This window comes from Leclercia sp. LSNIH3 (assembly GCF_002935105.1).
GTDB classification, from domain to species: domain Bacteria; phylum Pseudomonadota; class Gammaproteobacteria; order Enterobacterales; family Enterobacteriaceae; genus Enterobacter; species Enterobacter adecarboxylatus.
Genome location: NZ_CP026387.1, coordinates 2,909,298 through 2,925,695, shown reverse-complemented (window position 1 = coordinate 2,925,695; position 16,398 = coordinate 2,909,298). Strand labels below are relative to the sequence as shown.

The window sequence follows — 16,398 nt, the reverse complement described above, 5'->3', positions numbered from 1 at the left end:
TGATAATCTTCCCTGATAAGACCAGTATTTAGCTGCCAAATGCTACGAAATCGTTATAATGTGCGACTTCGGTTTCCCCGACGGGTTTTTCAGAGCCGGAAAGGGTGACAATCGCGCATCGAAGGTATATTTTGTTTTTTACCGGAGAATCGCAGGAGATAGCGGCACAATGGCTGACAAGTTTCACATCTTAGTTTTGAACGGACCGAACCTGAATATGCTCGGCACCCGTGAACCAGAGAAGTACGGCACGCTGACGTTGACCGATATTGTTAACCAATTGGGTAACGAAGCGGCGGCACTTAATGTGGAACTTGACCATTTTCAGTCAAACGCGGAGTACGCACTCATCGACCGCATTCATCAGGCTAAAGACACAACAGACTATATCCTGATTAATCCGGCCGCGTTTACGCACACCAGTGTTGCTATTCGCGACGCGCTGCTGGCCGTGAGTATCCCGTTTATCGAGATCCACCTCAGCAACGTGCATGCGCGGGAACCGTTCCGCCACCACTCCTACCTGTCGGATATCGCCACTGGCGTCATCTGTGGACTGGGGGCTGACGGTTATTCATTCGCTTTACAGACAGCGGTAAAACGCCTGTCACAATCACACTAAACAAAGAGTACGGAACCCACTCATGGATATTCGTAAGATTAAAAAACTGATCGAGCTGGTTGAAGAATCAGGCATCTCCGAACTGGAAATTTCTGAAGGCGAAGAGTCTGTACGCATCAGCCGTGCCGCGCCAAACGCAGGCTTCCCGGTTATGCAACAAGCTTATGCTGCACCAATGATGCAGCAGCCAGCTCTGTCTAACGCTGTCGCTCCGGCGGCTGCTCCAGCAATGGAAGCGCCAGCAGCAGCGGAAATCAGTGGTCACATCGTACGTTCCCCAATGGTTGGTACTTTCTACCGCACCCCGAGCCCGGACGCTAAAGCGTTCATCGAAGTGGGCCAGAAAGTTAACGCGGGCGATACCCTGTGCATCGTTGAAGCCATGAAAATGATGAACCAGATCGAAGCTGACAAGTCAGGTACTGTGAAAGCGATTCTGGTCGAAAGTGGTCAGCCGGTTGAATTTGACGAGCCGCTGGTCGTCATCGAGTAACGAGGCGAACATGCTGGATAAAATTGTTATCGCCAACCGCGGCGAGATCGCACTGCGTATTCTTCGTGCCTGTAAAGAGTTGGGCATCAAGACTGTCGCTGTGCACTCAAGCGCGGACCGCGATCTGAAACACGTATTACTGGCGGATGAGACGGTCTGTATCGGCCCGGCTCCGTCCGTAAAAAGCTATCTGAATATCCCGGCTATCATCAGCGCCGCTGAGATCACTGGCGCGGTGGCCATTCACCCGGGTTATGGCTTCCTCTCTGAGAACGCCAACTTTGCTGAACAGGTAGAACGTTCTGGCTTTATCTTCATCGGCCCGAAAGCTGACACTATCCGCCTGATGGGCGACAAAGTGTCTGCAATCACCGCAATGAAGAAAGCCGGTGTTCCAACCGTTCCTGGCTCCGACGGCCCTCTGACCGACGACATGGATGCTAACCGTGCTCATGCGAAACGCATCGGCTACCCGGTTATCATCAAAGCGTCCGGCGGCGGCGGCGGTCGCGGTATGCGCGTTGTGCGCAGCGACACTGAACTGGCTCAATCCATCTCCATGACCAAAGCTGAAGCGAAAGCTGCTTTCAGCAACGACATGGTGTACATGGAAAAATACCTGGAAAACCCACGCCACATCGAAATTCAGGTGCTGGCTGACGGTCAGGGTAACGCTATCTATCTGGCAGAACGTGACTGCTCCATGCAGCGTCGTCACCAGAAAGTGGTCGAAGAAGCACCAGCACCGGGTATCACCCCGGAACTGCGTCGCTACATCGGCGAGCGTTGCGCGAAAGCCTGTGTCGATATCGGCTATCGCGGGGCGGGTACTTTTGAGTTCCTGTTCGAAAACGGCGAGTTCTACTTCATTGAAATGAACACCCGTATTCAGGTTGAACACCCGGTGACCGAGATGATTACCGGTGTTGACCTGATCAAAGAGCAGCTGCGTATCGCAGCGGGTCAACCGCTGTCCATCAAGCAGGATGAAGTTGTGGTTAAAGGCCATGCGGTGGAATGCCGTATCAACGCCGAAGACCCGAACACCTTCCTGCCAAGCCCGGGTAAAATCACGCGTTTCCACGCGCCGGGTGGCTTTGGTGTGCGCTGGGAGTCCCATATTTACGCCGGTTACACCGTACCGCCGTACTATGACTCCATGATCGGCAAGCTGATCTGCTACGGCGAATCCCGTGACGTGGCGATTGCCCGCATGAAGAACGCCCTGCAGGAGCTGATCATCGACGGCATCAAAACCAACGTTGATCTGCAGATGCGTATTATGAGCGACGAGAACTTCCAGCATGGTGGCACCAACATCCACTATCTCGAGAAGAAACTCGGTCTTCATGAAAAATAAGCATTTATAAGCAGCAAAAGGCCGGTTAATCCGGCCTTTATTATTTCTGGGGATTGCGAAGCCCCATAAGGTACAATCCCCGCTTTCTTTTCCACAAGGGACAAAAAATGGACAAACGTTTTGTTCAGGCCCACAAAGAAGCGCGCTGGGCGCTGTGGTTAACCCTTATCTATCTCGCCGCATGGTTAGTAACTGCTTACATACCTGATTCTGCCATTGGCATTACCGGTCTGCCGCACTGGTTTGAGATGGCCTGCCTGCTGCTCCCGCTGGTGTTTATTCTGCTCTGTTGGGCGATGGTGAAATTTATCTATCGCGATATTCCGCTGGAGGATGACGATAATGCAGCTTGAAGTGATCCTGCCGCTCGTCGCGTATCTGTTTGTTGTTTTTGGCCTGTCCGTTTATGCCATGCGCAAAAGGACGACGGGCACTTTCCTGAATGAGTATTTCCTCGGCAGCCGCTCGATGGGCGGTATTGTGCTGGCGATGACCCTGACCGCCACCTATATCAGCGCCAGCTCCTTTATTGGCGGCCCGGGTGCGGCCTATAAATACGGACTGGGCTGGGTGCTGCTGGCGATGATCCAGCTTCCTGCCATCTGGCTCTCGCTGGGTATTCTGGGGAAAAAATTTGCGATTCTCGCGCGCCGCTACAACGCCGTAACGCTTAACGACATGCTGTTTGCCCGCTATCAGAGCCGCCTGCTGGTCTGGCTGGCCAGCCTGAGCCTGCTGGTGGCCTTTATCGGCGCCATGACCGTGCAGTTTATCGGTGGCGCGCGCCTGCTTGAAACCGCCGCCGGGATCCCTTACGAAACCGGGTTGCTGATTTTTGGTATCAGTATTGCGCTCTACACCGCATTTGGCGGATTTCGCGCCAGCGTGCTCAACGATACCATGCAGGGCATGGTGATGCTGATTGGCACCATTGTGCTGCTGGTGGGCGTGGTACACGCAGCGGGGGGACTAACCCATGCAGTGGAAACGCTGCAGACCATCGATCCGAAGCTGGTTTCGCCGCAGGGCGCGGAGGACATCCTTTCTCCCACCTTTATGACCTCCTTCTGGGTACTGGTCTGCTTCGGGGTGATTGGACTGCCGCATACGGCCGTGCGCTGCATCTCCTATAAGGACAGCAAGGCGGTGCATCGGGGGATTATCATCGGCACCATCGTCGTGGCAATCCTGATGCTCGGCATGCACCTTGCCGGGGCGCTGGGCCGGGCGGTGATCCCGGACTTAACCGTGCCGGACCTGGTGATCCCCACCCTGATGGTAAAAGTCCTGCCGCCGTTTGCTGCCGGGATCTTCCTTGCCGCGCCAATGGCTGCGATCATGTCGACAATTAACGCCCAGCTGCTACAAAGTTCCGCTACCATCATTAAAGATCTCTATCTCAATATGCGTCCTGAGCAGATGAACAATGAGCGACTGCTGAAACGGATGTCGGCAGTCATTACTCTGCTGTTAGGTGTATTGCTGCTGCTGGCTGCGTGGAAGCCACCTGAGATGATCATCTGGCTGAACCTGCTGGCCTTTGGCGGTCTGGAAGCGGTGTTCCTCTGGCCACTGGTGCTTGGCCTGTACTGGGAGCGCGCAAATGCGGCGGGCGCCCTGAGCGCGATGATCGTCGGAGGCGTGCTGTATGCCGTTCTCGCCACGTTTAAAATTCAGTATCTGGGCTTCCATCCGATTGTGCCTTCGTTACTGCTAAGTTTACTGGCGTTTGTCGTGGGAAACCGTTTCGGTCAATCCGCCCCGCAACCTGCCGTCATTTCTACTGATAAATAAAGAGTTTTGCCATGCCGTGGATCCAATTAAAACTGAACACAACCGGCGCGAATGCCGAAGAGATGAGTGATGCGCTGATGGAGGCCGGTGCGGTCTCTATCACCTTCCAGGACACGCATGACACCCCGGTGTTTGAACCGCTGCCGGGTGAAACCCGCCTGTGGGGCGACACCGACGTCATCGGCCTGTTTGATGCCGAAACTGATATGGCCGAAGTGGTCGCGATTCTGGAAAATCATCCGCTGCTGGGCGCCGGTTTTGCGCACAAAATCGAACAGCTGGAAGACAAAGACTGGGAACGCGAGTGGATGGACAACTTCCATCCGATGCAGTTTGGCAAGCGTCTGTGGATCTGCCCAAGCTGGCGCGACGTGCCGGATGAAAATGCCGTTAACGTGATGCTCGATCCGGGCCTGGCATTCGGAACAGGCACCCACCCGACGACTTCCCTGTGCCTGCAGTGGCTGGATGGTCTGGATCTGGATGGCAAAACGGTGATCGACTTTGGCTGCGGATCCGGGATCCTCGCCATCGCCGCCCTGAAGTTGGGCGCAGCAAAAGCGATCGGGATCGACATCGATCCGCAGGCGATTCAGGCCAGCCGTGACAACGCCGAGCGCAATGGCGTTTCCGATCGTCTCGAACTCTATTTGCCGGATGCCCAGCCAGCGGCCATGAAAGCCGATGTGGTCGTCGCGAATATCCTGGCTGGCCCGTTACGCGAGCTGGCGCCATTAATCAGCGTACTACCGGTTGGGGGTGGCCTGCTGGGCCTTTCCGGTATCCTTGCCAGCCAGGCAGACAGCGTCTGCGAAGCCTATGCCGATCTCTTTGCCCTCGACCCGATTGTCGAGAAAGAAGAGTGGTGCCGCATCACTGGCCGTAAAAAATAAGCCTTTGGCGTGGTCCTCTGACCACGCCTTTCCTCGTCTGAATTTTCTCCCTTCCCTCTTATTTGTCCGTTAAAATAACCACACAAATCATAATGTTAATTAATGATTTGAATATAAAAATCTATCGGATAAATATCATGAAAAACATTTCAGGCAAGGCAGCGCTGTTGGCGCTGGGTATGATCTCGACTTCGGCTTTTGCATCACACTGGAGTTATCAGGCGGAAGGCGCACCGGAACATTGGGGCGAGCTGGACGAGGCATACAAGATATGCAAAAGCGGCATGAATCAGTCCCCTGTCAACATCGATACCACCGTTAAGGCCCACCTCTCTCCGCTGGAAACACACTATATCGACGGCCCGGTCACCCTGACGAACAACGGTCACACTATCCAGGCAAGTGAAAAGGCGGATACACGCGACAGCATCACGCTTGATAACCAAAACTGGACGTTACAGCAGTTCCATTTCCATGCGCCAAGCGAAAATACGGTGCACGGTAAAAAATACGCAATGGAAATGCATCTGGTCCACAAAAATGCCGACGGCGAACTGACGGTTGTTGCTGTTATGTTTGATCAGGGTGCCGCAAACCCTGAACTGGATAAACTTTGGGGCGTAATGCCGGATCGGGTTGATCAAAACGTCACGATTACGCCAAATCTCGATATGAACAAATTGCTTCCTGCGGATAAAACCTACTGGCGCTTTAGCGGCTCTCTGACCACGCCACCTTGCTCAGAAGGGGTAACGTGGGTAGTGCTCAAGCATCCTCTGACCGTCTCTGCCGCACAGCTGGAAAAATTCACCCACACCATGCATCACGATAACAGCCGCCCGGTACAATCCCTTCATGGCCGTCTGGTTGTTGAATAAGCCCATTTTTTGCTCTGATATCCTGTGCTGAAATGTGACGCAGATTGCAAAGATGCACCATAATCTGCTGCTTATAGCAGCAGATTATCCCGGAGAAATGATTCATTTATCCAGAAATGATGAGAAGTTACGGGAAATTGTAAGCGCCCACAAAATATCCATTCAACACTAACACAATGATTTAAATAGTGAATAATCCGCACTAAAAAGTCAGAGTTGCGATTCCTTGATCTACAACAGAGGATTGTTCAAAGTTTGGCCTTTCATCTCGTGCAAAAAATGCGTAAGATACGCCGCCTTGCAGTCACAGTATGGTCATTTCTTAACTCATGCGCATCGGAAACCACCAGCTCAGAAATCGCCTGATCGCAGCACCTATGGCAGGTATTACCGACCGGCCCTTCAGGACGCTGTGCTATGAGATGGGAGCAGGTTTAACCGTTTCCGAGATGATGTCGTCTAACCCGCAGGTTTGGGAAAGCGATAAATCCCGTCTTCGGATGGTGCACGTTGATGAACCGGGTATCCGCACCGTGCAAATTGCCGGTAGCGTACCTGAAGAGATGGCAGACGCCGCGCGTATTAACGTGGAAAGTGGTGCCCAGATTATTGATATCAATATGGGGTGCCCGGCCAAAAAAGTGAATCGCAAGCTTGCAGGTTCAGCCCTTCTGCAATACCCCGACCAGGTGAAGTCAATCCTGACGGCGGTTGTCAGCGCAGTGGACGTTCCTGTTACGTTGAAGATTCGCACGGGTTGGTCGCCGGATCACCGTAACTGCGTAGAGATTGCCCAACTGGCCGAAGACTGTGGCATTCAGGCCCTGACCATACATGGACGCACTCGCGCCTGTTTGTTCAACGGCGAAGCTGAATACGACAGCATTCGGGCAGTTAAGCAGAAAGTTTCCATTCCGGTTATCGCGAATGGCGACATTACTGACCCGCTTAAAGCCAGAGCTGTGCTCGACTATACGGGAGCTGATGCTCTGATGATAGGACGTGCGGCTCAGGGAAGACCCTGGATCTTTCGGGAAATCCAGCATTATCTGGACACTGGGGAGCTGCTTGCCCCGCTGCCACTGGCAGAGGTCAAGCGCTTGCTTTGTTCGCACGTTCGGGAATTGCATGACCACTACGGCCAGGCAAAAGGGTACCGAATTGCGCGTAAACACGTATCCTGGTATCTCCAGGAACACGCTCCAAATGACCAGTTTCGGCGCACATTCAACGCCATAGAGGATGCCAGCGTACAGCTGGAGGCGTTGGAGGCATACTTCGAAAATCTTGCGTAATGAAATAAAGAGCTGACAGAACTATGTTCGAACAACGCGTAAATTCTGACGTACTGACCGTTTCCACCGTTAACTCTCAGGATCAAGTAACTCAAAAGCCCCTGCGTGACTCGGTTAAACAGGCACTGAAGAACTATTTTGCTCAACTGAATGGTCAGGATGTTAACGACCTGTATGAGCTGGTACTGGCTGAAGTTGAACAGCCCCTGTTGGACATGGTGATGCAATACACCCGTGGTAACCAGACCCGTGCTGCCCTGATGATGGGTATCAACCGTGGTACGCTGCGTAAGAAATTGAAAAAGTACGGCATGAACTAATTTCGATTAGCTAAATGCTTGTATAAAAAGGCGCAAACCGGCATGGGGACGCGCCTTTTTTTATGCCCTCTTTTCCCCCGTTTTGCTCCCCTCATCACGCGGCTAACAACCGAAACGTAAACATCGGTCTGCCCACTTCTCAGCCGCTATTTTTCGTGTATATTTCCTGCACTCTTTTCCTTTGTATCCGGAAACTCCGAATGATCCGTAAGTATGGGTGGTTAGTCGTCTTCGCGATTAGCGTTTTCATTTTTGATGCACTGTTAATGCAGTGGATTGAGCTGATGTCTACGGAAACGGACAAATGCCGTAATATGGACTCCGTAAATCCACTTAAGCTAATTAACTGCGCAGATCTGGATTAAGCCCTTACTTTCCCTCGAAAAATGTGCGGACTTAAAAGCCTTTGAGGCATCTCCGTTGGATGATAATGTCTCAGCCCGTCTCACCCGGTATCACGTAATACCTCCCTGCGTTTGAGTTGATGAGATCATGCTGGTTAGCCAATACGACCAACTTCTTGTGGTTATCTCTTTTGTTGTCGCCATTCTTGCATCCTACACCGCCCTGAATATGGCAGGCCGGGTAGTGGGAAGTACGGGCATCGCGGCACGTGTCTGGCTGACGGGTGGCGGTATCGCCATGGGCATCGGCATCTGGTCTATGCATTTTATCGGCATGCTGGCGATGGATGTCACCCTGCGGCTGAACTACAGCCTGCTGCCAACGGCACTCTCAATGCTTATTGCCATCGGCGCCTCGCTGTTCGCTATTTGGCTGGTGAGCCGGGATCATTTTCGCAGGCGTCGCCTGTTCACCGGTGCCGTGATTCTGGGTACCGGTATTGTCGCGATGCACTACACCGGGATGGCTGCATTGCAGGTGGAGCCGGCTATCGTATGGGATATGCGCTGGGTTGCGCTGTCGGTAGTGATCGCCCTGCTCGCCTCGCTGGCCGCCCTGTGGCTCACGTTTCGTCTACGCCGCGACGCGGCCCAGGTTGCGCTGATGCGTGCAGGCGCCGCCGTGCTGATGGGCGTTGCCATTGCTGGCATGCACTACACGGGGATGATGGCCGCGCAGTTCCCGGTTCAGGCCCATATGCACCACCAGGGCGTAAACGGCAGCTGGCTGGCGGTGCTGGTGAGCGTCGTTGCGCTCTCCATTCTGGGTATTACGCTGCTGGTCTCGATGTTTGACGCCAGGCTACAGGCTCGCACCGCCCTTCTGGCCTCGTCGCTCGCGGAAGCGAACCGTGAACTGGCGCAGCTGGCGCTGCACGACACGCTGACACGCTTGCCAAACCGTGTGCTGCTGGAGGACCGTCTCGATCAGGCGATCAACAAAGCCGATCGCGAAGGAAAGTTATTCGCGCTGCTGTTTATGGATCTGGACGGCTTCAAAGCCGTTAACGATGCCTACGGGCACGACGCCGGTGACAAGCTGCTGATTGCCGTCACGGAACGCCTTGAGCAGCCGTTGAAAGGTCAATACACCCTCGCCCGTATTGGCGGTGACGAGTTTGTTCTGCTGGCCGAGATCGATACCCCGTCGCTGGCCAGCGCGCTGGTGCATGTAATCGATCAGCCCTTCAGCTTTGAACTCTACGACCTGGTGGTTACCCTAAGCGTCGGGATTGCTATCTATCCGCACGATGGCAAAAACCAGCGGGAGCTGATGTTTAACGCCGATGCGGCGATGTATCACACCAAGCATATGGGGCGTAACGGCTACCACTTCTTCCAGCCTTCAATGAATACGCTGGCGCAGAAACAGCTCCAGCTGATGAACGATCTGTGGCTGGCGCAGGATCGCCACGAGCTGCATCTGGTTTATCAGCCGAAGTTTCAGGCCCCGGCTGGCCCTATCGTCGGCTTTGAAGCCTTGCTGCGCTGGCAGCACCCTACCCAAGGGTTGTTATCACCTGACCAGTTCCTGCCGCTGGCGGAAAAGAGCGGGCTGATTATTCCTATTGGCAACTGGGTGATCGATGAGGCCTGCCGCCAGCTCCGTGTATGGCATCTCGAAGGGCATACCGAGTGGTCGATAGCAGTGAACCTCTCCACGCTGCAGTTTGAACAACCCCAGCTGGTTGATACGGTGATGGGTAGTCTGGCACGACATGGCATTCCGCCCCATACGCTGATCCTGGAAGTGACTGAAACGACGGCCATGAATAACCCGGATGAGAGCGTGCGGGTGCTTACCGAACTGACGCAGGCGGGGGTAAAGGCCTCCATCGACGATTTTGGTACCGGCTATTCCAGCCTGCTGTACCTGAAAAAGCTTCCAGCGTGTGAACTGAAAATCGATCGGGCGTTTGTTAAAGATCTCAACGGCACGGGTGAAGACGCCACTATCGTTGCAGCCATCATTGCGCTGGCGAAGACCCTTAACCTGAAAGTGGTGGCCGAAGGCGTTGAAACCCAGGAGCAGCAGACGTTTTTGACCGAACTCGGATGCACGACGTTACAAGGTTTTCTGCTGGGTAAACCCGTTTCGGCGCAGACTATCAACGCCATGAGCCGGGATCCGCAGGCCTTGCTGACGCAGCAAATCTGACCGGACTGATGCCGTTATGAGGCGGCGTCGTAGAACCGGCCCGGCACCGGGGCAGCCAGTAAGGTCGAGAGAATGTTATCCACCAGCGCGGGGGCCTGTTGATACAGGTCCAGCCTTTCCGGTTTCATTAACCAGTTTTTAATCAGCCCGCAAAAAAAACCATGAAAAACAATTAACGTCGTGTCGATATTGATCTGCGCGGAAATACTGCCTGCCGCAATGCAATTTTGCAGAATCTGACGCACGTTTTCATCGCTGAAGCCGATCCTCTTGCGAATTTCATATTCTGAAACCATGCCCTGTTCAAATTCACATTTGTGATAAAGGATCTGTAATAGTGCGCGCTGGCGGTGGTCCCTGGCAATATATTGTAAAGCGGTAACAAACTGCTCACGTAAATTAAATAAAGGATCACGTTCTGTCACTTTGGATAACTGATCGTTAATGATTTCACGGAGTGGGCATTGCTCCTGCCAGATGGCGTTAAAAATTTCCGCTTTACTGCTGAAGTGCCAGTAAATCGCTCCCCGGGTCAGGTTGGCGGCATCAGCAATATCGGTAAGCGTGGTATAAGCCACCCCCCGGGCAGCAAACTGTTCTATCGCCGCCTCAATCAACAACTGGCGTGTCCTCTGCGCCTCGGCCTTCGTTTTGCGTGCCATTGGGAGCCACTCTTTTAACGGATTAATTACATTTATCAAACAATGGGGATAATGATTAGGCCGGGTATTATCCATTACTGCAAAAAATAATTTTGAACAAAAAACGTTAACACGCTTAATTTATAAATTTCAATGATATTTGAGCATCATTTTATTCACTAAATACATGTACACACATAAACCTTATTGCGCAGGAATACATGGCCAGAAATGCTATTCCGTTGTTTAATCATGTTCAGCGCTAATTTTTCTCTCATCCATTCTTTCTCCGCACTTATAAATCAAAAAATCACCCACCCATTCTTTATTATGGCGCCCGCCGTTTTCTCTTTACCTCTCCTTAACGCTTAACCGCTGTCGGTTAATGCGGATTGATGATTTTGAAGGAATAGCCATGACGCCTCATTTCAGGTTTTTACCCTTATCCGGTTTTATCATCGGTGCCGCATTACTCGTGGGTTGTGATGATCACAGCGGGCAAGCCCAACAGCCACCTTCACCACAGGTTGTGGTTCATGTCGTGAAAAGCGCGCCGCTGGTTGTCACCACCGAACTGCCGGGCCGCACCGATGCGTATCGTGTTGCAGAGGTTCGTCCTCAGGTGAGTGGCATCGTCCTGAAGCGCAACTTTACCGAGGGTAGCGATGTAAAAGCGGGGGAATCGCTGTATCAGATCGATCCGGCCACGTATCAGGCCGCGTTTGACAGCGCTTCGGGCGAGCTGGCCAAAGCTCAGGCTGCGGCTAACATTGCCCACCTGACCGTGAAACGCTATTTGCCGTTGATGGGCACCCATTACGTCAGCAAGCAGGAGTACGACCAGGCGGTTGCCACAGCTCGTCAGGCTGATGCTTCGGTGATTGCGGCCCGGGCAGCCGTCGAGACCGCGCGCATTAATCTCGCTTATACCAAAGTGACGTCACCTATCAGCGGGCGCATCGGCAAATCCAGCGTCACCGAGGGGGCGCTGGTATCAAATGGCCAGGCCTCGGCGCTGGCTACGGTACAGCAACTCGATCCGATTTATGTCGATGTGACGCAGTCCAGCAACGATTTTATGCGCCTTAAGCAATCTCGCCTGCAAACGGGCGAGAACGCCAGCAGCGTACAGTTGCTGATGGAGAATGGTCAGCCCTATCCCCTGAAAGGTTCGCTGCAATTCTCCGATGTCACCGTAGACGAGAGCACCGGCTCCATTACCCTGCGGGCGATCTTCCCTAACCCGCAACATATTCTGCTACCCGGCATGTTTGTTCGGGCGCGCATTGATGAGGGAACTCAGCCTCAGGCCATCCTGGTGCCGCAGCAAGGGGTCACTCGTACCCCGCGCGGTGAGGCCAGCGTGATGGTAGTGAATGCGAAGAATCAGGCCGAAGCGCGAAACGTCGTCGCGCCCCAGGCGATTGGCGATCAATGGCTGATCACCCAGGGCCTGCAGGAAGGCGATCGGGTGATTGTCAGCGGGCTACAAAAGGTGCGCCCTGGCGTCGCGGTTGTCGCTACGCCAGATACCACTGCGCAAAAAGCAGGGTAAGGAACAGAGCATGGCTAACTTCTTTATTCAGCGCCCGGTTTTTGCGTGGGTACTCGCTATTATTTTGATGATTGCGGGCGGGCTGGCGATCCTGAAATTGCCTATCGCCCAGTATCCCACCATTGCCCCGCCTGCCGTGGCGATCTCGGCGACCTACCCCGGTGCCGATGCACAGACGGTACAGGATACGGTGACTCAGGTTATCGAACAGAACATGAACGGCATCGATAACCTGATGTATATGTCCTCCACCAGCGATTCGTCGGGCAGCGTGACCATTACCCTGACCTTCCAGTCAGGCACTGACCCGGATATTGCGCAGGTGCAGGTGCAGAACAAATTACAGCTGGCGATGCCGCTGCTGCCGCAGGAAGTGCAGCAGCAGGGGATCGGCGTGGAGAAGTCGAGCAGCAGCTTCCTGCTGGTGGCTGGCTTTGTCTCAGACAATAAAAACCTTAGCCAGGACGATATCTCTGACTATGTTGCCTCTAACGTCAAGGATGCCATTAGCCGCACCTCCGGGGTGGGTGATGTACAACTCTTTGGTGCCCAGTATGCGATGCGTATCTGGCTGGACGCGAATAAGCTGAATGCCTATCAGCTGACGCCGCTGGACGTCATCAATCAACTCAAAACCCAGAATAACCAGATTGCCGCAGGTCAGCTGGGCGGCACACCATCGGTGCCGGGCCAGCAGCTCAATGCCTCGATCATCGCCCAGACGCGCCTGAAAACCGTCGAAGAGTTTGGCAACATCACCCTGAAGGTCAATCAGGACGGATCAATGGTCCATCTGAAAGATGTCGCCCGCATTGCGCCTGGCGGTGAAAACTACAACATGGTGACCAAAATCAACGGCCAGGCGGCGACCGGGCTGGGGATCAAACTTGCCACCGGTGCCAACGCGCTGGATACTGCCGCAGCGATTAAAAGCAAACTGGCGCAGCTGCAAACCTTCTTCCCGCAGGGCCTGAAGGTGGTCTATCCCTACGACACCACGCCGTTTGTGAAGATCTCCATCCATGAAGTGGTGAAGACGCTGTTTGAAGCCATCATCCTCGTCTTCCTCGTGATGTATCTGTTCCTGCAAAACCTGCGCGCCACGCTGATCCCGACCATTGCCGTGCCGGTGGTGTTGCTGGGTACTTTTGCGGTTCTGGCGGCGTTTGGCTTCTCCATCAATACCCTGACCATGTTTGGTATGGTGCTGGCGATAGGCTTACTGGTGGATGACGCCATCGTGGTGGTAGAGAACGTCGAGCGCGTGATGGTAGAGGAAAAGCTACCGCCAAAAGAGGCAACACAAAAATCGATGTCGCAGATCCAGGGGGCGCTGGTCGGCATTGCCATGGTGCTGTCGGCAGTATTTATCCCGATGGCCTTTTTCGGCGGTTCCACCGGGGCGATTTATCGCCAGTTCTCCCTGACGATTGTCTCAGCTATGGCGCTTTCCGTACTGGTGGCGCTGATCCTGACTCCTGCGCTGTGCGCCACTCTGCTCAAATCACCCGGCGAGCATCATGAGCCTAAAGGCGGATTCTTCGGCTGGTTCAATGCGCTGTTCGACAGGAGCGTGGCGCACTACAGCAATAGCGTCAGCCATATTCTGCGCAAGACCGGCCGCTATCTGGTGGTCTATGTCCTTATTGTCGGCGGTATGGCGGTGCTGTTCCTGCGCCTGCCGACCTCGTTCCTGCCGGAAGAAGACCAGGGTGTTTTCATGACCATGGTGCAGCTCCCGGCGGGCGCTACACAAACCCGTACCCAGCAGGTGCTGGATCAGGTTGAGCATTATTACCTCACCAAAGAAAAAGCTAACGTGGAGTCGGTGTTTACCGTTAACGGCTTCAGCTTCAGCGGTCAGGGGCAAAATGCCGGGGTGGCGTTTATCAGCCTTAAGCCCTGGGAGGAACGCCCTGGCGCCGCCAACGGCGTCGCGGCTATCGTCAGCCGGGCAAGCCGGGCCTTCAGCCAGATTAAAGATGGGCTGGTGTTCCCGTTCAACCTGCCTGCCATTATTGAGCTGGGCACCGCTACCGGGTTCGATTTTGAGCTTATCGACCAGGCCAACCTGGGCCATAACCAGCTTACGCAGGCCCGAAACCAGCTGTTGGGCATGATCAAAGCTCATCCCGATCTTCTGGTTCGCGTGCGGCCTAATGGTCTGGAAGATACCCCGCAGTTCAAGCTGGATATCGATCAGGAGAAAGCGCAGGCGCTGGGCGTTAGCGTGTCGGACATCAACCAGACCATCTCCACCGCCCTGGGGGGCACCTACGTCAATGATTACATAGACCGTGGTCGGGTGAAGAAGGTCTATGTCCAGGCAGATGCGCCTTTCAGGATGCTGCCCGCGGATATCAATCGCCTTTATGTGCGCAGCGCTAACGGTGAAATGGTGCCGCTTTCGGCGTTCAGCGAGTCACACTGGATCTACGGGTCACCGCGTCTCGAACGCTATAACGGCACTCCTTCAATGGAGATCCTCGGGGAGGCCGCGCCAGGCAAAAGTACCGGTGAAGCAATGGCCTTAATGGAGCAACTGGCGGCGAAACTGCCGACGGGTATTGGTTTTGACTGGACCGGCATGTCCTACCAGGAACGGCTGTCAGGCAACCAGGCACCTGCCCTGTACGCCATCTCGCTGGTGGTGGTGTTCCTCTGTCTGGCAGCGCTGTATGAAAGCTGGTCGATTCCGTTCTCGGTGATGCTGGTGGTGCCGTTGGGGGTAGTCGGTGCCTTGTTAGCTGCCTCCCTGCGCGGGCTAAACAATGATGTCTATTTCCAGGTGGGGCTACTTACCACGATCGGCCTGTCAGCAAAGAACGCGATTCTTATAGTCGAATTTGCTAAGGATCTGATGGAGAAAGACGGGAAAGGCATTGTTGAAGCCACGCTGGAGGCGTCCCGGATGCGCCTGCGTCCGATCCTGATGACCTCCCTGGCGTTTATTCTTGGCGTGATGCCGCTGGTCATCAGCCATGGCGCTGGCAGTGGTGCGCAAAACGCCGTGGGTACCGGGGTAATGGGCGGCATGCTTTCGGCAACCTTGCTGGCCATCTTTTTTGTGCCGGTCTTCTTTGTCGTGGTACGCAGACGCTTTACGCGTCATCAAGAACAGTAATAGATAAAGGCGCTTCGGCGCCTTTATCGATGATAATAAACAGAAAATTAGTCTTATCCATTTATTTATCTTATTAATTAGCACCCCAATGAATTGTTTGCTTGCGATTTTTAGCTTGCGTACTTAATCAATGCCTCTCCCTAATTCCTCCATTATTGGCTTGCAGTAAGAAGGATTTCTCCATCTTTTTTACAATCCAAATAATTTGAGATTATTCACCCTTTATGGCGATTTTTAAGCGGTGGTAATATAAGCATCAGCTTTGCGGAACACACGACTGACTATATCGCAAAGTTAGATTTCATTTTGAGGTAACACCATGAAAAGACTCATTTCGGTTGCACTCCTTACCGCGCTGCTTGCAGGTTGCGCGCATGACTCTCCGTGCGTACCGGTATACGATGATCAGGGCCGACTGGTTCATACTAATACCTGTATGAAGGGTACCACGCAGGATAACTGGGAAACTGCAGGGGCGATAGCAGGTGGCGCAGCAGCCGTTGCAGGCCTGACGCTGGGCATCATTGCCGTGTCTAAGTAATCCATAAAGCGCGAATTCGTTCGCGCTTTTGCTTTCCCGATTTAGGTTAATAAATAATCCTGCCGCTGCTCACATCTTTTTGCCGTTTTATTTTTATTTCAGTTTGCCGACGTGATGTTATTCACATCCTGTTAGCCTCCAATATTCACGCCATAATTTATCCTTTCACTCCTGCGTTTCTGAATCAACTTTTGCTCTGATTTGTGGCGCAGGTTGTAATTTCGCACCATTTCAGGGCGCTCGATTTAATTATCTCTGTCTACACTCTGCTTTACGCGTTGCGTAATCGTTTATTACGTCAATTGCAAAAACTGGCATCG

The 16,398-nt window shown here is 53.6% G+C and carries 15 protein-coding genes; 14 read left to right on the top strand and 1 reads right to left on the bottom strand.

From position 1 onward, the window contains the following. Positions 1 to 169: 169 nt before the first annotated feature. From aroQ to C3F35_RS14180, 11 genes are all read left to right on the top strand, one after another. Positions 170 to 622, top strand: a complete 453-nt coding sequence (gene aroQ, locus C3F35_RS14235; protein WP_032614579.1) for a type II 3-dehydroquinate dehydratase — start codon at positions 170 to 172, stop codon at positions 620 to 622. A 22-nt stretch (positions 623 to 644) separates the two neighbouring features. Next, positions 645 to 1,115 (top strand): acetyl-CoA carboxylase biotin carboxyl carrier protein, encoded by a 471-nt coding sequence (accB, locus tag C3F35_RS14225; RefSeq protein ID WP_032614580.1) that lies wholly within the window; start codon positions 645 to 647, stop codon positions 1,113 to 1,115. A gap of 10 nt (positions 1,116 to 1,125) precedes the next feature. Further along, complete coding sequence (gene accC, locus C3F35_RS14220; RefSeq protein ID WP_032614582.1) at positions 1,126 to 2,475, top strand: acetyl-CoA carboxylase biotin carboxylase subunit; 1,350 nt, start codon at positions 1,126 to 1,128, stop codon at positions 2,473 to 2,475. Between the two features lie 107 nt (positions 2,476 to 2,582). Continuing rightward, positions 2,583 to 2,828 (top strand): YhdT family protein, encoded by a 246-nt coding sequence (locus C3F35_RS14215; RefSeq protein WP_032614584.1) that lies wholly within the window; start codon positions 2,583 to 2,585, stop codon positions 2,826 to 2,828. Continuing rightward, positions 2,818 to 4,269, top strand: a complete 1,452-nt coding sequence (panF, locus tag C3F35_RS14210; RefSeq protein ID WP_077226297.1) for a sodium/pantothenate symporter — start codon at positions 2,818 to 2,820, stop codon at positions 4,267 to 4,269. The genes C3F35_RS14215 and panF overlap by 11 nt, the downstream gene beginning before the upstream one ends. A gap of 11 nt (positions 4,270 to 4,280) precedes the next feature. Next, positions 4,281 to 5,162, top strand: a complete 882-nt coding sequence (gene prmA / locus C3F35_RS14205; RefSeq protein WP_103792772.1) for a 50S ribosomal protein L11 methyltransferase — start codon at positions 4,281 to 4,283, stop codon at positions 5,160 to 5,162. Between the two features lie 137 nt (positions 5,163 to 5,299). Then, on the top strand, positions 5,300 to 6,040 hold the full coding sequence (locus C3F35_RS14200) for a carbonic anhydrase (protein ID WP_059309065.1): 741 nt from the start codon (positions 5,300 to 5,302) through the stop codon (positions 6,038 to 6,040). Positions 6,041 to 6,369: 329 nt separating this feature from the next. Continuing rightward, complete coding sequence (dusB, locus tag C3F35_RS14195; RefSeq protein WP_032614590.1) at positions 6,370 to 7,335, top strand: tRNA dihydrouridine synthase DusB; 966 nt, start codon at positions 6,370 to 6,372, stop codon at positions 7,333 to 7,335. Between the two features lie 23 nt (positions 7,336 to 7,358). Further along, positions 7,359 to 7,655 carry a DNA-binding transcriptional regulator Fis gene (gene fis, locus C3F35_RS14190; RefSeq protein ID WP_000462905.1) on the top strand — a complete coding sequence of 99 codons (297 nt, stop codon included), beginning with the start codon at positions 7,359 to 7,361 and terminating at the stop codon, positions 7,653 to 7,655. 200 nt (positions 7,656 to 7,855) lie between these two features. Next, the gene (locus tag C3F35_RS14185) at positions 7,856 to 8,020 is read left to right on the top strand and encodes a DUF2556 family protein (RefSeq protein ID WP_032614592.1); all 165 of its coding nucleotides are present in this window, start codon (positions 7,856 to 7,858) and stop codon (positions 8,018 to 8,020) included. 127 nt (positions 8,021 to 8,147) lie between these two features. Then, the gene (locus C3F35_RS14180) at positions 8,148 to 10,217 is read left to right on the top strand and encodes a putative bifunctional diguanylate cyclase/phosphodiesterase (protein WP_103792771.1); all 2,070 of its coding nucleotides are present in this window, start codon (positions 8,148 to 8,150) and stop codon (positions 10,215 to 10,217) included. Between the two features lie 14 nt (positions 10,218 to 10,231). On the opposite strand, the gene envR is transcribed toward C3F35_RS14180, so the two are convergent. Further along, the gene (gene envR, locus C3F35_RS14175; protein WP_103792770.1) at positions 10,232 to 10,879 is read right to left on the bottom strand and encodes an acrEF/envCD operon transcriptional regulator; all 648 of its coding nucleotides are present in this window, start codon (positions 10,877 to 10,879) and stop codon (positions 10,232 to 10,234) included. A 394-nt stretch (positions 10,880 to 11,273) separates the two neighbouring features. Between envR and C3F35_RS14170 the strand changes: the two genes are divergently transcribed. The 3 genes from C3F35_RS14170 (at position 11,274) to C3F35_RS14160 (ending at position 16,078) form a co-directional block, all read left to right on the top strand. Further along, positions 11,274 to 12,413, top strand: coding sequence for an efflux RND transporter periplasmic adaptor subunit (locus tag C3F35_RS14170; protein ID WP_103792769.1), 1,140 nt, complete (start codon positions 11,274 to 11,276; stop codon positions 12,411 to 12,413). 10 nt (positions 12,414 to 12,423) lie between these two features. After that, positions 12,424 to 15,537, top strand: coding sequence for an efflux RND transporter permease subunit (locus C3F35_RS14165; protein WP_103792768.1), 3,114 nt, complete (start codon positions 12,424 to 12,426; stop codon positions 15,535 to 15,537). A 319-nt stretch (positions 15,538 to 15,856) separates the two neighbouring features. Then, positions 15,857 to 16,078: a lipoprotein gene (locus C3F35_RS14160; RefSeq protein ID WP_032614604.1), complete on the top strand. Its 222-nt coding sequence runs from the start codon at positions 15,857 to 15,859 to the stop codon at positions 16,076 to 16,078. Positions 16,079 to 16,398 lie beyond the last annotated feature (320 nt).

Coding starts and splice junctions, on each gene's coding strand:
- C3F35_RS14180 (WP_103792771.1), top strand. CDS start 8,148: ATGCTGGTTAGCCAATACGACCAACTTCTTGTGGTTATCTCTTTTGTT.
- accB (WP_032614580.1), top strand. CDS start 645: ATGGATATTCGTAAGATTAAAAAACTGATCGAGCTGGTTGAAGAATCA.
- C3F35_RS14215 (WP_032614584.1), top strand. CDS start 2,583: ATGGACAAACGTTTTGTTCAGGCCCACAAAGAAGCGCGCTGGGCGCTG.
- C3F35_RS14170 (WP_103792769.1), top strand. CDS start 11,274: ATGACGCCTCATTTCAGGTTTTTACCCTTATCCGGTTTTATCATCGGT.
- C3F35_RS14160 (WP_032614604.1), top strand. CDS start 15,857: ATGAAAAGACTCATTTCGGTTGCACTCCTTACCGCGCTGCTTGCAGGT.
- envR (WP_103792770.1), bottom strand. CDS start 10,879: ATGGCACGCAAAACGAAGGCCGAGGCGCAGAGGACACGCCAGTTGTTG.
- prmA (WP_103792772.1), top strand. CDS start 4,281: ATGCCGTGGATCCAATTAAAACTGAACACAACCGGCGCGAATGCCGAA.
- panF (WP_077226297.1), top strand. CDS start 2,818: ATGCAGCTTGAAGTGATCCTGCCGCTCGTCGCGTATCTGTTTGTTGTT.
- aroQ (WP_032614579.1), top strand. CDS start 170: ATGGCTGACAAGTTTCACATCTTAGTTTTGAACGGACCGAACCTGAAT.
- C3F35_RS14165 (WP_103792768.1), top strand. CDS start 12,424: ATGGCTAACTTCTTTATTCAGCGCCCGGTTTTTGCGTGGGTACTCGCT.
- accC (WP_032614582.1), top strand. CDS start 1,126: ATGCTGGATAAAATTGTTATCGCCAACCGCGGCGAGATCGCACTGCGT.
- C3F35_RS14185 (WP_032614592.1), top strand. CDS start 7,856: ATGATCCGTAAGTATGGGTGGTTAGTCGTCTTCGCGATTAGCGTTTTC.
- dusB (WP_032614590.1), top strand. CDS start 6,370: ATGCGCATCGGAAACCACCAGCTCAGAAATCGCCTGATCGCAGCACCT.
- C3F35_RS14200 (WP_059309065.1), top strand. CDS start 5,300: ATGAAAAACATTTCAGGCAAGGCAGCGCTGTTGGCGCTGGGTATGATC.
- fis (WP_000462905.1), top strand. CDS start 7,359: ATGTTCGAACAACGCGTAAATTCTGACGTACTGACCGTTTCCACCGTT.